The 14,254-nt window shown below is 73.8% G+C and carries 13 protein-coding genes; 10 read left to right on the forward strand and 3 right to left on the reverse strand.

What is annotated here, in order from left to right:
* Positions 1-18: 18 nt before the first annotated feature.
* A complete protein-coding gene (locus tag FB476_RS00775) occupies positions 19-993 on the forward strand; it encodes an ABC transporter substrate-binding protein (RefSeq protein WP_238329488.1) in 975 nt (324 codons plus the stop codon).
* On the forward strand, positions 990-1,445 hold the full coding sequence (locus tag FB476_RS00780; protein WP_141817096.1) for a hypothetical protein: 456 nt from the start codon (positions 990-992) through the stop codon (positions 1,443-1,445). The genes FB476_RS00775 and FB476_RS00780 overlap by 4 nt, the downstream gene beginning before the upstream one ends.
* On the opposite strand, the gene FB476_RS00785 is transcribed toward FB476_RS00780, so the two are convergent.
* Positions 1,442-2,803 (reverse strand): cryptochrome/photolyase family protein, encoded by a 1,362-nt coding sequence (locus FB476_RS00785; protein ID WP_141817097.1) that lies wholly within the window; start codon positions 2,801-2,803, stop codon positions 1,442-1,444. The genes FB476_RS00780 and FB476_RS00785 overlap by 4 nt on opposite strands.
* Positions 2,804-2,934: 131 nt before the next feature.
* On the opposite strand from FB476_RS00785, the gene FB476_RS00790 reads away from it, so the two are divergent.
* The 7 genes from FB476_RS00790 to FB476_RS00820 are packed head-to-tail and all read left to right on the forward strand — an operon-like array spanning position 2,935 to position 8,341.
* Complete coding sequence (locus tag FB476_RS00790; protein WP_141817098.1) at positions 2,935-3,747, forward strand: DUF4397 domain-containing protein; 813 nt, start codon at positions 2,935-2,937, stop codon at positions 3,745-3,747.
* A 5-nt stretch (positions 3,748-3,752) separates the two neighbouring features.
* Positions 3,753-4,514 (forward strand): class F sortase, encoded by a 762-nt coding sequence (locus tag FB476_RS00795; protein ID WP_141817099.1) that lies wholly within the window; start codon positions 3,753-3,755, stop codon positions 4,512-4,514.
* Positions 4,511-5,107 carry an RNA polymerase sigma factor gene (locus tag FB476_RS00800; protein ID WP_141817100.1) on the forward strand — a complete coding sequence of 199 codons (597 nt, stop codon included), beginning with the start codon at positions 4,511-4,513 and terminating at the stop codon, positions 5,105-5,107. Before FB476_RS00795 ends, FB476_RS00800 begins: the two co-directional genes overlap by 4 nt.
* A complete protein-coding gene (locus FB476_RS00805) occupies positions 5,104-5,745 on the forward strand; it encodes an anti-sigma factor (RefSeq protein WP_141817101.1) in 642 nt (213 codons plus the stop codon). The genes FB476_RS00800 and FB476_RS00805 overlap by 4 nt, the downstream gene beginning before the upstream one ends.
* Positions 5,742-6,542: a TspO/MBR family protein gene (locus FB476_RS00810; protein ID WP_141817102.1), complete on the forward strand. Its 801-nt coding sequence runs from the start codon at positions 5,742-5,744 to the stop codon at positions 6,540-6,542. The genes FB476_RS00805 and FB476_RS00810 overlap by 4 nt, the downstream gene beginning before the upstream one ends.
* Before the next feature lie 41 nt (positions 6,543-6,583).
* The gene (locus FB476_RS00815) at positions 6,584-7,303 is read left to right on the forward strand and encodes a CPBP family intramembrane glutamic endopeptidase (protein WP_141817103.1); all 720 of its coding nucleotides are present in this window, start codon (positions 6,584-6,586) and stop codon (positions 7,301-7,303) included.
* A 12-nt stretch (positions 7,304-7,315) separates the two neighbouring features.
* Positions 7,316-8,341, forward strand: coding sequence for an NAD(P)H-binding protein (locus FB476_RS00820; protein ID WP_141817104.1), 1,026 nt, complete (start codon positions 7,316-7,318; stop codon positions 8,339-8,341).
* Here the strand turns inward: FB476_RS00820 and FB476_RS00825 are convergent.
* Entirely contained in the window at positions 8,307-9,281 is a 975-nt protein-coding gene (locus FB476_RS00825) for a MerR family transcriptional regulator (RefSeq protein ID WP_170233481.1), read from the reverse strand. The genes FB476_RS00820 and FB476_RS00825 overlap by 35 nt on opposite strands.
* Positions 9,282-9,418: 137 nt before the next feature.
* Positions 9,419-12,031, reverse strand: coding sequence for a cell wall-binding repeat-containing protein (locus FB476_RS00830; protein WP_170233482.1), 2,613 nt, complete (start codon positions 12,029-12,031; stop codon positions 9,419-9,421).
* A 445-nt stretch (positions 12,032-12,476) separates the two neighbouring features.
* Between FB476_RS00830 and FB476_RS16760 the strand changes: the two genes are divergently transcribed.
* On the forward strand, positions 12,477-14,243 hold the full coding sequence (locus FB476_RS16760; protein ID WP_141817107.1) for a peptidoglycan-binding domain-containing protein: 1,767 nt from the start codon (positions 12,477-12,479) through the stop codon (positions 14,241-14,243).
* The last annotated feature ends 11 nt before the right edge of the window (positions 14,244-14,254 follow it).

The raw sequence follows: 14,254 nt of genomic DNA on the forward strand, positions 1-14,254 counted from the left end.
GCAGCGGCCGGAGCAGACATGCTGGACCTCGCCCGGACCACCGTCGAAAGGGTGCTCATGCGCCGCACCAGCCTGACCGTCCTGTCCCTGACCGCCGCCCTCGTGCTCACCGGCTGCGGAGGCGGCGGCGACCCGCTCGACGCCGACACCGAGGACACCGGCTCGGAGACCGGGGCCGGCACCGGTGACGGTGCCGCGACCGTCGTCATCGGCTCGGCGAACTTCCCCGAGAACGAGCTGCTCGCCGAGATCTACGCCGCCGCCCTCTCCGACGCGGGCGTCGAGGTCTCGACCACGCTCAACATCGGCAGCCGCGAGACCTACATGGCCGGCCTGCAGGACGGGTCGATCGACCTCATCCCCGAGTACACCGGGGGCCTGGCCACCTACCTCAACCCCGAGATCACCGCGACCTCCCCGGAGGACGTGCTGCAGGAGGCCCAGGACAACCTGCCCGCGGGGCTGCAGCTGCTGGAGATCAGCGAGGCCGAGGACAAGGACGCGCTCGTCGTGACCCGCGAGACCGCCGACGAGCTCGGCCTCACTTCCATCGCCGACCTCACGGACCAGGCCGGCGACCTCGTGCTCGGCGGTCCGCCGGAGTTCGAGACCCGCCCCAACGGCGTCGCCGGGCTGGCCGAGGTCTACGGCGTGGAGTTCGGCAGCTTCCGTCCGCTGGCCGCCGGGTCCAACCTCACCGTCCAGGCGCTGGTCAACGGCCAGGTCAACGCGGCCAACATCTTCACGACCGACCCGGCGATCGAGGAGAACGACCTCGTGATCCTCGAGGACCCGGAGTCGCTCTTCGCCGCCCAGAACATCGTGCCCCTGATCAGCAGCGAGGTGGTCAACCCCGCGGTCGAGGACGCGCTCGACGCGGTCTCCGCGGCCCTGACGACGGAGAACCTCACGGCGATGATGGTGCAGGTCATCACCGAGGGCCAGGACCCCGCCGACGTCGCCCGCCAGTTCGTCGACGAGAACCTGCGATGAGCGGCGACGACACGCGGCGCAGCGTCGACGCCGAGCACTCCCGTCCCGAGGGCGCCACGGACGCCGAGGTCGAGGCGGCCGGCACGATCAGCGAGGCGCTGGAGAAGGTCGAGCGGGCGCGCGGGCACCTCTACTCCTTCCACCAGCTCATCGGGGCGGCCGACTTCGGCTTCGAGGACGGTGCCGACCAGCTCGAGGCGAGCGGTCACCGCGAGCTGGCCGAGCGGCTCCGCACGGAGCTCATCGGCCTCAACGTGCTCGCGGGCCGCTGGAGCTTCCAGGTCGTCGAGGACTTCGACGACGGTTACTGGACCACGGCGCGCGAGCTCGACCGGGTCGTCCGGGACGCGGTCACCGACGAGCGCCGGCACGTCTACGAGGCCGAGCTCAAGCAGGAGCGCCGCACCCACGGCCGGTCGGGCCACGAGGCCACGCCCGCCGACGTCGACTAGCGCACGGCCTCGTAGCGCCGCAGCGCCTCGCGCCGCTCCTCGGCGTGGTCGACGATGCGTCGCGGGTAGTCGTGGTCGTAGCCCTGGGGGTGGTCCCACGGCTCGTGCGCGGCCCGGCCCGGCAGATGGGCCAGCTCGGGCACCCAGCGCCGCACGTAGTCGCCGTCGGGGTCGAAGCGCAGCCCCTGGGTCACCGGGTTGAAGACGCGGAAGTAGGGCGCGGCATCGGTCCCGGTGCCGGCCACCCACTGCCAGCCGTGGTTGTTGGAGGCGAGGTCGCCGTCGACCAGGTGGTCGAGGAAGTGCCGCGCGCCGACCGGCCACCACACGTGCAGGTCCTTGGTGAGGAAGCTGGCGGTGATCATCCGCACCCGGTTGTGCATCCAGCCCTCGGCGAGCAGCTGCCGCATGCCCGCGTCGACGACCGGATAGCCGGTCCGTCCGGTCCGCCACGCCTCGACCGCGTCCTCGGGCTCGTCGTAGCGCAGCCCTGACAGCCCGTCGCGCAGGTCGCGCCAGGCGCTGTGGGGGTGGTGGTGGAGGACGTCGGCGTAGAACTCCCGCCATGCCAGCTCGGTCCGGTATGCCGTGGCACCCTCGCCGCGGTGCTCCTCCAGCTCGACGAGCAGGGTGCGCGGGTGGACGGCCCCGACCTTGAGGTAGGGCGAGAGCCGGCTGGTCGCGTCGAGGTCTGGCCGGTCCCGGCCGGAGCGGTAGCCGGCGAGGTCGGCCCCGAGGAAGGACCGCCAGCGCGCCAGGGCCGCGGCCTGGCCGGGCTCGGGCAGCCGGGGCAGGTCGTCCACGGCGAGCGCCTCGACGAGAGCCCGCTCGGCGGCGGGGTCGGACGGTGCGTCGACGAGGTCGAGGCGGCGGGGCGTGGGAGCGGGCTGCGGCCAGCCGTGCTCCTCCCAGGCGCGGGAGAAGGGGGTGAACACCTTGTAGGGGTCACCGGAGCCGTTGCGGACCAGGCCGGGCCCCACGGCATAGGGCGTGCCGGTCTCGACCCAGGCGACCTCCTCGTCGAGCGCCGCACGCACCCGCGCGTCGCGCCGGGCGCCGGTGGGGAAGGTCTCGCGGGTGACGTGCACCGAGGTCGCGCCGAGCTCACGGGCCAGCGCGGGCACCACCTCGACGGGGTCGCCGGCGCGCAGGACCAGCCGACCGTCCAGCCGCTCCGCCACCGCGCGGACGGAGGCGGCGACCCAGGCGCGGCGGACCGGACCGCCACCGCGCCAGAGCGCCGGGTCGACGACGAAGACCACCGCCAGCGCTCCTCCTCCCGCGGCCTCGCGGGCGGCCAGCAGGGCCGGGTGGTCGCTGGTCCGGAGGTCGCGGCGGAGCCACAGGAGGGCGGTCATGGAGCCAGTCTAGATCGCTATGGACAAACACGTGACAAAAATATGACAAACTGTGAATCCGGACGGGGATCGCCGCCCGTAGTGACAGGTGAGGGCGGATCCGCCGCCCCCCGAGAACCGAGGAGCACCCGATGCGCAAGACCGCCACCACCGCCACCGTCCTGCTGGGCGGCGTCGCCCTCGCCGCGCTGGCCGCCCCGGCCACCGCCGCCGAGGACGAGTCGACCGTCTCCGTGCTGCACGGTGTGCCGGGCCTGACCGTCGACGTCTACATCAACGGCGAGGAGGCCCTGCCCGACTTCGCCCCCGGCACCCTGACCGACCCGATGATGCTGGCCGCGGGCACCTACGACATCGACGTCTACGCCGACGGCGACACCCCCGACTCCGCCGAGCCGGCCATCTCCGCCGCGGGCCTGGAGGTGCCGGGCGGCGCCAACCTGACCCTCGCGGCCCACCTGGGCGAGGACGGCACCCCGATGCTCAGCGCCTTCGTCAACGACGTCTCCGCCACCGAGGCCGGCCAGGCGCGGCTGACCGTCCGTCACGCCGCGGCCGCCCCGGCCGTCGACGTCCGCGCCGGCGGCAGCCCGGTCATCGAGGGTCTGACCAACCCGGACGAGGAGGTCCTGAACCTCGACGCCGGCACCGTCTCCGCCGACGTCGTGCTCGCGGGCACCGACGAGGTCGTCCTCGGCCCGGCCGACGTCGAGCTCGCCGAGGGCACGAACACGATCGTCTACGCGTGGGGCTCGGCGGAGGACGGCTCGCTCGACCTCGCCGTCCAGACCATCGACGGCCTGCACAGCGCCCCCGAGGGCGTGCCCTCCGGCCAGGGCGGCCTCGCCGACTCCGGCGCCCTGCTCGTGCTGGCTCTCGCCGGCGCCGCCGGTGCCGTCGTCGCCGGTCGTTCCGTCGTCCGCGCCAACGCCACCGTCGCCTGACGACCATGCGCCCCCGAACCCGGCGACGGACCCGCGTCGACCTGACCGCCCTCCTGGTCACGGTCGTCTGCGTGGCCGTCGCCGGGTGGGCGCTGCGCGGCCTCCTGGCCGACCCGGTGCCGCAGGTCGACGACTTCGGCACCCCCGAGAACGCCGCGGTGGCCACCGCCGGGTCCAGCCCCTCGGACGACCCGGCGGGGGCCACCGCGGTCCCGGACGACGACGCCCGGACCACCGCCGTCCCGGACCCCGAGCGCGGGTCGGCACCCGTCCCTCCCACCTACCGCTCGGCCTCCCTGGCAGAGCGTCCCGCGCGCGACCCGGCGCCGGTCCGGCTGCGGGTGCCGTCGGTCGGGCTCGACGTCCCGCTCGACGCGGTCGCCGTCGCCGCGGACGGGCAGATGGAGGTGCCGGACGACGCCTCGCGTGCCGGTTGGTACCGCCACGGCCCCCCTCCCGGCTCCGCTGCCGGCTCCGCCGTCGTCGCCGGGCACGTCGACGACCCCACCGGCCCGGGGGCGTTCCTCGCCCTCACCGAGGCGGCCGAGGGTGACGACGTCCTCGTCGACCTCGAGGACGGCACGACCGTCCGCTACCGCATCACGGCGCGGGAGACCGTCGCCAAGCCCGAGCTGGCGGTCGACGACCTCTTCCGCCGCGACGGCCCGTCCGTCCTGCGCCTGGTCACCTGCACGGGCGAGTGGTCGCGGGCGACCGGGCACTACACCGACAACCTCGTCCTGACCGCCGAGCCGAGCACCTCATGAGAGCCGTTCCCGATCCCCCCGCCGTGACGGTGACCACCGGAGCTCCCGCCGCGCCCCTGGTCGCCGAGGAGGAGCTGGCGGCCGCCTGGGCCGACGGCGACGAGACCGTCGTCCAGCTCGCCTACGAGCGCTGGGGACCCCTCGTCCACGGCCTGGCCCGACGTGCCGTCGGTCCCGCCGACGCCGAGGACGTGACCCAGCAGGTCTTCCTCGCCGCCTGGCGGGGACGCAGCACCTACCGCCCGGCCGACGCGCCGCTCGGCGCCTGGCTCGTCGGCATCACCCGCCGGCAGGTCGCCGACTTCCTGCGCCGCCGGCACCGCACCGCCGAGGTCCCGACCACGGCCGAGGACCTGCCCGAGGGCACCGACCCCCGCTGGAGCCCCGACGACGCCGACGACCTCATGGCCGTCTACGCGGAGCTGGAGAAGATCGGGGAGCCGCAGCGCCAGATCGTGCTGCTCGCCTACGTCCACGACCGCACCCAGCGCGAGATCGCCGAGGAGCTCGACCTGCCCCTGGGGACCGTCAAGACCCACACCACCCGCACCATGGCCCGGCTCCGCTCGATCCTGGGAGGAGGAGCGCGATGAACGACCTCACCGCCGTCGACCCGCACGCCCGGGTCGCCGCCCTGCTGCACCGCGCCGGTCCCGTCGAGGATCCGCCCCCGCCCCGGGTGTGGAGCGCCGTCGAGCGGGATCTCTCCGACCCGTCGGCCGCCCCCGTGGTGCCGCTCGTGCGGCCCAGCCGTCGTCGTACGGGACCCCAGCTGGTCGCGGCCGCCGCCGTCGGCGCCCTGCTCACGTGGGGCGGCCTGTCCCTCCTCGGCGAGGAGGGCGGTGACGTCGTCGCCAGCGGCCCCCTCGCCCCCCTCACGGACACGGGCGTCGGCGGCTCGGTCTCGGTCGTCGAGACCGCCGGCGGCCAGCGGCTTCGGGTCGAGCTCGACGACCTTCCGGACGCCGGCGACGGCTACCTCGAGGTCTGGCTGCTCCGCCCCGACGTCTCGGGCATGGTGACCCTCGGGGTCCTCGACGGCACCACCGCCGAGTTCCCCCTCCCCGCCGGTCTCGACCTCGGCGACTACCCCGTGGTCGACATCTCCCGCGAGCACATGGACGGCGACCCCGGTCACGGCGGCGACAGCCTCGTCCGCGGCGAGGTCGCCACCGGGGCGGGGCAGAACGCCGCGCCCGCCGCGCCCGACTCCACTAGCCTCGAAGGATGACCCCCCTGCGACGAGACCAGCTGATCGTGACCCTGGCCGCCGTGGTCTGGGTCGTGGGCACCCTCATCGGGACCGGCGTCGTGGGAGGCGGTGGTGGCGTCGAGGAGCAGGGCGAGGGCTCCTTCTCCGACCAGGCCACGCTCATCGCGCCCGACGGTCCGGCCTTCTCGATCTGGTCGGTGATCTACCTGTTCCTGGCGATCTACACGGTCTGGCAGTGGCTGCCCGCCGCGGCCGGCTCCGAGTGGGCCCGCCGCACCCGGCTGCCCGCTGCTGCCTCGCTGGCCCTCAACGGCATCTGGCTGCTCGTCGTCTTCGCCGGGTGGATCCTCGGCTCCGTCCTCGTCATCCTCGCCATCGCGATCTCCCTCGGCGTCGTCCTGCGCCGGACGGCGGGGCTGCCCGACGAGGGCTGGGTCCCCCGGGCCGCCGTCTCGGTGACCTTCGGGCTCTACCTGGGCTGGGTCTGCGTGGCGACCTGCGCCAACGTCGCCACCTGGCTGGTGGACCTCGGGGTCCCGGCCGAGGGCACCGCGCCCGCCTGGACCACCGTCGCGGTCCTCGTCGTCGTGGTCGCGCTCACCGCCCTCCTGCTGACCCGCACCGACGACCTGGTCCTCCGCCTCGCGCTCGTTGCCGCCGCAACGTGGGGCGTCGCCTGGGTCGCCGTCGGCCGCTTCTCGGGCGAGCCTGCCAGCGACCTCGTCGGGTGGGCGGCGGTCGTCGCCGCCGTCCTCGTGGTGGGCCTCGGCGTCGTCTCGGCCCTGCCGCGCACCCGTGCGGCGGTGCGCGTCTGAGGACCGCGGCGCGTGACGCGGACCGCCCCGGGGGAGCACCGGTGAACCCGGTCGCCGAGCTGCGGGCGTTCGTCCGCGCGGCGCTGGTCACCAAGGTGCCGCGCTCCCAGCACGACCCGGCGCCCGTCCTCAGGCGACGTCGGATCGTCGCTGCCGTCACCCTCGTCGTCGGCGCGGCGCTGCTGTGGTGGTCGCTGCGGCTGGAGCCCGGCGACCCGCTCTTCTACCTCGGCACCGCGCTGCTGGCCCTCACCTGGGTGGTCGGGGCCCTCCTCGGGGGGCCGCTCTACCTGGGGCGCGCGTACACCCGTGCCGGCACGGCATACGCCCGGGGGGTCGTGCAGTCGCTCGTCCTCGGACTGGCGCTGCTCGCGATCTTCCTGGCCGGCGCCCTGCTCGTCGCCCAGGTGCCCGCGCTGCGCGGACCCGTCGACGACCTGCTCGACCACGCGCGCTCCGGCTCGCTCGCCCTGGTCCTGCTCATCACCGTCGTCAACGGCGTCGCCGAGGAGATCTTCTTCCGCGGCGCGCTCTACGCCGCGGTCCCCGAGCGCTGGACGGTGGCCGTGACCACGGTCGTCTACGCGCTCACCACCGTCGGCTCGGGCGTGCCGCTGCTCGTGCTGGCCGCCGTCTGCGTCGGTCTCGTCTGCGCCCTCCAGCGGCGCGTCACCGGAGGCGTCCTCGGTCCGGCGATCACGCACATCACGTGGTCCTCCGGGATGCTCCTGCTCCTGCCCCCGCTGCTCTCCACCCTCTGAAGGGGACCTCCGATGGATCCGCACACCTCCCGCACCGCCCTCGTCACCGGCGCCTCCGGCTACGTCGGGGGACTGCTCGTCCCCCGGCTTCTCGAGGCGGGACGTGCCGTGCGCGTCCTCACCCGGTCCGGCGCCCTGCGCGCCCCCTGGGTCGACGACGTCGAGGTGGTCCGCGGTGACGCCAACGACGAGGACGACCTGCGCCGCGCCCTGCGCGGGGTCGACGTCGCCTACTACCTCATCCACTCGATGGACGGCGGCGGCTCCTTCGCCGCGCGTGACCGCGCGCTCGCCGAGGGCTTCGGCCGCGCTGCCTCCCAGGAGTCGGTGGGCCGGATCGTCTACCTCTCGGGCCTCCACCCCGACGGGGAGCTCTCCGAGCACCTGGCCTCCCGCGTGGAGGTCGGGCAGATCCTGCTCGACTCGGGCGTGCCGACGGCGGTGCTGCAGGCCGCGACCGTCATCGGCCGCGGCTCCGCGAGCTTCGAGATGCTGCGCTATCTCACCACCCGGCTGCCCGCGATGGTGGCCCCGCGCTGGCTCGGCAACCGGATACAGCCGGCGGGGATCGACGACGTCCTGCACTGGCTGGTCGCCGCCGCCGACCTGCCGCCGGAGGTCAGCAGGACCTTCGACATCGGCGGCCCCGACGTGATGACCTACGCCGAGATGATGCAGGTCTTCGCGGAGGAGACCGGGCAGCGGCGACGGGTCATCGTCACGCTGCCGGTCATGACGCCCTGGCTGGCGAGCCACTGGGTGGGACTGGTGACCCCGGTGGACGCCGGCGTGGCCAAGCCCCTGGTCGGCTCGCTCGTCCACGAGGTGGTCTGCCGGGAGTCCGACCTCGGCACGCTGGTCGAGGGTCCGCCCGGCGGCCCGACGCCCTACCGCGAGGCCGTGCGCCGTGCCATGCACGGGGTGCCCGCCGACCCGGCGCACGCCCTGGGGCGGGCGGGCGCGGTCGCCGCCGGGCTGGCCGCGGCCGGCGGGCTGGCGGCCCTCAGCTCGCGGAGGAACGGCCGGCGACGAGGGTGACGGCCAGCTCGTAGGCGGCGCGGGTCACGGGCTGGGGCAGCAGCGTGACCGGCAGGTCCTCGGGCCAGCCGACGCACCCGCCGCCGCCGGCGAAGACGAGCACCTGCGGGTGGGCGTCGGCGAGCGCGCGCACCAGCTCGGCGCCGACCTCGGAGTCGTTCGGGTTGGGCACCGAGATGGTGACCGCGGCCGGGGAGAGCCTGCGGACCGCCGCGATCCAGCTCTCGACGGGCAGGTCCGAGCCCAGGTAGCGCACGTCCATGCCCCGCCGGCGCAGACAGGTGGCGAAGGCGAGGGCCGCGAGCTGGTGGTGGGTGCGCGGAGGCAGCCCGACCAGCACGACCGGCGCGTTGACGGCGGTGCCCGCGGCCTCGAAGGCCTGGCTCAGCCGGCGCTGGACCGCCGAGCTGACGAAGTGCTCGCCGGCGACGCTGATCTCCTCGGCCGCCCAGCCGTCGCCGACGGCGACCAGGGCGGGGGTGATCCACTCGTCGAAGATGGTCTCGAAGGACCCGCCGGTCATCACCTGGTCGAGCGTGCGCTCGAGGAGCTCGCGGTCGAGGTCACGGGCGGCCTGCGAGAGCGCCTCGACGGGTGGCAGCGCCGTGGTCGGCGGGGTCGAAGGGCTCCACTCGAGGTCGACCTCGGGCACGGGTGTCCGGGCCGGGACGGGGACGCCGCCCTCGGGGACGTCCTCGACGTCGGGCATCGGCGGGTGCTCGGAGAGGACCTGCTCGGCGGCCAGCGACGCAGGGCTGCCCGCGGCGACCAGCTCGGCCATCCGACGCAGGCGGGCCACGTCGTCGTCGCCGTAGAGGCGGTAGCGCGAGGCCGTCCGGCGCGGGCTGACCACGCCGTAGCGGCGTTCCCACGCACGCAGCAGATCGGTGGAGATGCCCGTGAGCTGGCTCACCTGCTTCACCGTGTAGCGCACCGCCACCGTGCCTCCTGGGTCCGTTCGATGTTCGTCCGGACCAGCGTACCGCAAGATTGGACGGACCTTGTACATGAACGAGCCCCGGGGGCCGCCACCGTGATGGTGACGACCCCCGGGGCCGGTCGTGCGGGTGCTGCCCGTCAGAGACCGCTGATGCGGTCCGGCGGAGCGGAGATGCCCGGGTTGGCCTGCAGGTAGGCGATGAACGCAGCCAGGTCCTCGGGGCCGCCCAGGAGGTTGGTGCCCTCGGTGAAGGCGGTGAAGCTGTCGCCGCCCTCCTGGAGGAAGTTCAGCGTCGAGACGCGGTAGACGCCGTCCGGGTCGAGCGGCTCGCCGTTCAGCCTGAGGTCGCTGGCCCGCGAGCCCTGCGGCTGCGAGGCGTCCCAGGTGTAGGTGAAGCCGTCGCTGACGCCGAGCGCGAGCATCGGGCGGCTGCCACGGTCCGGGATCGGCTGGTACTGCTGCTCCAGGACCTCGTCGATCTGGGCGCCGGTCATGTCGACCGAGACCAGCAGGTTGCCGAACGGCAGGACCGCGTAGGCCTGCGCGTAGGTGACGTCGCCGGCCGGGAGGCTGGCGCGGACACCGCCGACGTTCATGAACGAGATCTGGGCACCGCCCTCGTCCGGGCCGTCGGTGGCGGCCAGGATGGCGTCGGCCACCAGGTCGGCCATCGGGGTCTCGATGCCGCGGTTGCCGCTGGAGTCACCGGTGATCGCCTCGGAGGTGGACCCGACGACGGTCGCGCCGATGACGGCGGCCCGGGCCTCCCACTTGGCGACGACCTCGGCCATGGCCGGGTCGTCCTTGACGGACTGCAGGACCAGGTGGTTCTCGGCGCGGACGCGGTCGCGGATCACGTCGCCGGTGCTGCGGCTGACCGTCAGCGCGGTCTCGGTGACGACGCGGGCGTACTGGTTGGCGCTGGTGACCGTGCGCGGGTTGCCGGCCGGGTCGTCGATGGAGCAGATGTAGGGCTGGTGCGTGTGCCCGGTGATGACGGCGTCGATGGCCGGGTCGAGGTTCTCCGCGATCTCGACGACGGCGCCGGAGATGCCCTCGCACTCGTTGTAGGTGCCGGTCTGGTAGCCGCCCTCGTGCAGCAGCACGACGATCGACTCCACGCCCTGGGCGTGCAGCGCGGCGGCCTGGGCGTTGGCGGTCTCGACCTCGTCGAGGAACTCGACGCTGGCCACGCCGCTGGGGCTGACCAGGGCCGGGGTGGCCTCGAGCGTCATGCCGATGAAGCCCACGTCGACGCCGTCGACGGTGCGCACCTCGGTGCCCGGCAGGATCGTCTCGCCGGACTCGCGGTCGACGACGTTGGCCGCCAGCCACTGGAAGTCGGCGCCGTCGTAGGGGTTGTCGTCACCCTCGAAGCAGCCGAGCTCGGGGTGGCAGCCGCCGTGCTGCATACGGAGCAGCTCGTCGACGCCCTCGTCAAACTCGTGGTTGCCGACGCTGGAGATGTCCAGCCCGGCGAGCTCGAGGGTCTCGACCGCCGGCTCGTCCTGGAACAGGCCGGACACGAAGGTCGAGCCGCCGATGAGGTCGCCCGCGGCGACGGTCAGGGTCTGTTCGTCGTAGGAGCGGGAGCGCAGCATCTGCAGCGTGGTCGACAGGTTGACGGCACCGCCGACGCGGTTCTGCTCGGGGTCCTGCTCCGGGGAGAGCACGCCGTCGCCGTCGACGGCGATGTGGCCGTGGTAGTCGTTGAACGACAGCAGCTGGACGACGAGCTCGTCGATCCAGGCCGGCAGCTGCGCATCCAGCACGTTGACGACGCCGTTGCCGATCGCTCCGGCGCCGCCGAGGACGACCAGGCCCTGCGGCGAGAGGACGTCGAGGGTCGCCTGGGTGGCGGCGGGCAGGTGGCCCGCCTGGGACAGCAGCAGCGGGCTGCGGTGGTAGCCGGCCAGGGCGCCACCGGTGAGGCCGTCGGGGTAGTCCAGGCCACTGGCCAGGAACGGCACGGTGTCGGCCTCGAAGGAGGCGGCGACGGCGGCGGCGGTCTCGTAGCGGTCGCCGCCGCTCACGCGGGTCGTGTCCGGCACGATCTCGGCGATGTCGGCGAGGACGCCCGGCGCCACGGCACCTTCGCCACCGACGACGACCACCGACTCGGGGCGGAGGTTGCGGATGGCGGCGGCCGTCGAGGCGCGCAGGCCGGTCGGGTGGGTGAGGAGGATCGGCACGCCGTCGGCGCCGGCACGGGCCCCGGCGGCGAGGGCGTCGGCGTAAGACGCGCCGGAGACGACGTAGAGGGTCGGCAGCCCGACCGGGTAGGCCTGCGCGATCTGCGCCGAGGTGGCGTAGCGGTCGATGCCGGAGATGCGCTGCACGGTGCCGGCATAGGCCTCCAGGGCCTCCTCGACGGCGGGCGAGACGGCGTTGTTGCCGCCGACGACGATGATCTTGCTCGGGCGGAGGTCCCGCAGCGCGGCGGCCGTGGCCGAGGGCAGCTGCTTGGGCTTGGTCAGCAGGATCGGCACGGGCGCACCGGCCTCGCGGTCCTCCCCCAGGACCGCGTCGGTGATGGACGCCGGCAGCTGGGCCGAGAGCGCGTCCGGGAAGTCGAGACCCGAGGCGACGACCACGGTGCGGGTGGCCTCGGCCGGGAAGGAGCGGGCGATCTCGGCGGCGGTCGCGTAGCGGTCGGCGCCGGAGATGCGGTGGACCGTCGAGGGGTCCGTCAGGACGGGCGCGTGCGGGGCGGCCTCGGCGTCGGGCGCGGTGGGCGCGGAGGTCGCCATGGAGGCGCCTCCTCCCACGAGCGCCAGCGCGGCGCTGGCAGCTACCCAGGCACGGCGTCGGGAACGCGGTGACAGGGACATGGTGATGATGCTCCTCACAGGCGATGAACGGCTCGGCATCGAGTCGTGAAAGCAAGGTAGTCCATCGTCCTGCCGGGGCAAGGGCCCGCGTCCCGAAGGGGCCGGAAAACCGCGAAACTGTGACGCATGTGACTGGTGTGACGATCCCCAGGAAATCGTGACCGGAAATGGTCCTCCCGGCCATTGTCTGGTCGCGGGGAGCGGCATAGAGTCTCTGCACGTGTCTCCACGGGGGAGGCGCGTTCGGGGTCCAAGGATGGGTTCACGCAAGGGAGCTGGCTGACAGATGCGACGCAGCGCGGGCGCGTTCCGCAGGGGTAGCGGAGCGCGGGTTCGGGCAGCGCGGTGGAGTGCATCGGCCGTCGTGGCAGGGGTGATCGCGGCTGCTGGTGTGCTGCCCGCGCTGGGGGACGACCCTCAGGGGGACGGCTCGACGTCTTCGGCTCCCGGCACGCCGCGGACCGGTTTCGGTCCCAACGGCGGCTTCGGTGGTGCGGCCGCGTTCGTGCCCGTCCCCATCGACCCGGCCGTCGTGCCCGAGCCCCCGACCAAGGAGGACCTCCCGTCGCAGGTCGACGAGAAGGGCCCCTTCGAGCAGCAGATCTCCTGCGACCCCGAGTCGCGGCCCGGCGTCCTGGCCTTCGCCCTGCTGGTGAGCGACCACTACGGCCGACCCAACTTCTCCGGTGCCCGGTCCTGCATCGACTACGCCTCCTTCCACCACGACGGACGCGCCCTCGACTGGCCGCTGGCCGCGGGCGACCCGACCGACCGACAGATCGCCGACGCCGTCCTGGTGTGGCTCACCGCCGACGAGGGCGAGATGGCCAAGCGCTTCGGCATCGAGTACATGATCTGGAACGGCCTGATCTACAACACCAACAGCGCCTCCTGGACCTACTACACCGGCAACCCGCACACCGACCACATCCACTTCTCCTTCACCTGGGACGGCGCGCTCATGCGCACCTCGTGGTGGACCGGTGTGGCGGTGACCGAGCCCGACCTCGGTCCGTGCGACGTGACGCCCTGGCAGTACGCCGCCCTCCACCGGGTGCCGCGGACGACCCCGTGCGACCCGACCGCGATCGCGACCGCTCCGAGCACCGGCATCGGCCGCGTCCGCCCCGGCGAGTCCGGCCCGGGCGTGCGGATGCTGCAGGAGGCCCTGGGTCTCGACACCACCGGTGTCCTCGACGCGAAGACCCGCGAGGCGCTCATCGTCTGGCAGGAGGAGCACGGCATCCCGGCGACCGGTGTCGCCGACGACTTCTCCTACGCCGTCGCGCTCGGCCAGGAGGTCGGCCCCCTCCCGGCCGACGCGCTCGCCGTCGAGCGCGAGGACTGGCAGACCACCGACTTCACCCCCTACCTCCGCACCACGCTGACCGAGGGTGACACGGGCGAGGCCGTCAAGGTTCTCCAGGAGGCGCTGGGCGTCGAGGCCGACGGGTCCTTCGGCCCGATCACGGCCAAGGCGCTGTCCGACTGGGAGCAGACCGACCCGGTGCTCAAGTCCCAGGCCTCGCGCCGAGGTGACGGTCCGGCGGCCGTGACCCCGCTGACCTGGCTGCTGCTGGAGCGCGCGACCCACCCGACGCTCGCCATCCGCGACGTCGAGCTCGAGCACGGCAGCCTGGACGAGCAGGCCGACCCTGACGGCGAGCTGGTCAAGCGCGCCACGATGGAGGGCCGCAGCGACAGCCCCTACATGGGCGGCGCGGTGACCCTGCTGCAGGAGCTGCTGGGCATCGAGGCGGACGGCAGCTTCGGTCCCGCCACCGAGAAGGCGGTCAAGGCCGTGCAGGAGGCCGCCGGCCTGGAGGCCACGGGAGTCGTCGACGGTCCCACCTGGGCGGCGATCGAGACGGTCGCGCTCGAGGAAGGTCGTGTCGAGGGCGCCCCTGGCACCGTCGAGGCGATGAAGAAGGCCAAGGCCGAGGCCGAGAAGAAGGCCAAGGCCAAGAAGGAGGCCGAGGAGCGTCGCAAGGCGCTCGAGGAGGCCAAGCACCGAGCCACCGCCGAGCTGGCCGAGATGGAGCGTGCCGAGCGCGAGCTCGAGGAACGCACCCACCGGGCGCAGGAGAAGGCCCGCCGCGCCCACGAGGCCGCGGTCGCGCGCGCGAGCTGACCGGTGACCGC

The sequence above is a fragment of the Ornithinimicrobium humiphilum genome, from assembly GCF_006716885.1.
Classification (GTDB): Bacteria; Actinomycetota; Actinomycetes; order Actinomycetales; family Dermatophilaceae; genus Ornithinicoccus; species Ornithinicoccus humiphilus.

Excerpts from the sequence above, each read along its gene's own strand:
- FB476_RS00830 (WP_170233482.1), bottom strand. The coding sequence starts at position 12,031 with ATGGCGACCTCCGCGCCCACCGCGCCCGACGCCGAGGCCGCCCCGCAC.
- FB476_RS00795 (WP_141817099.1), top strand. The coding sequence starts at position 3,753 with ATGCGCCCCCGAACCCGGCGACGGACCCGCGTCGACCTGACCGCCCTC.
- FB476_RS00810 (WP_141817102.1), top strand. The coding sequence starts at position 5,742 with ATGACCCCCCTGCGACGAGACCAGCTGATCGTGACCCTGGCCGCCGTG.
- FB476_RS00790 (WP_141817098.1), top strand. The coding sequence starts at position 2,935 with ATGCGCAAGACCGCCACCACCGCCACCGTCCTGCTGGGCGGCGTCGCC.
- FB476_RS00785 (WP_141817097.1), bottom strand. The coding sequence starts at position 2,803 with ATGACCGCCCTCCTGTGGCTCCGCCGCGACCTCCGGACCAGCGACCAC.
- FB476_RS00775 (WP_238329488.1), top strand. The coding sequence starts at position 19 with ATGCTGGACCTCGCCCGGACCACCGTCGAAAGGGTGCTCATGCGCCGC.
- FB476_RS00805 (WP_141817101.1), top strand. The coding sequence starts at position 5,104 with ATGAACGACCTCACCGCCGTCGACCCGCACGCCCGGGTCGCCGCCCTG.
- FB476_RS00800 (WP_141817100.1), top strand. The coding sequence starts at position 4,511 with ATGAGAGCCGTTCCCGATCCCCCCGCCGTGACGGTGACCACCGGAGCT.
- FB476_RS00820 (WP_141817104.1), top strand. The coding sequence starts at position 7,316 with ATGGATCCGCACACCTCCCGCACCGCCCTCGTCACCGGCGCCTCCGGC.
- FB476_RS00780 (WP_141817096.1), top strand. The coding sequence starts at position 990 with ATGAGCGGCGACGACACGCGGCGCAGCGTCGACGCCGAGCACTCCCGT.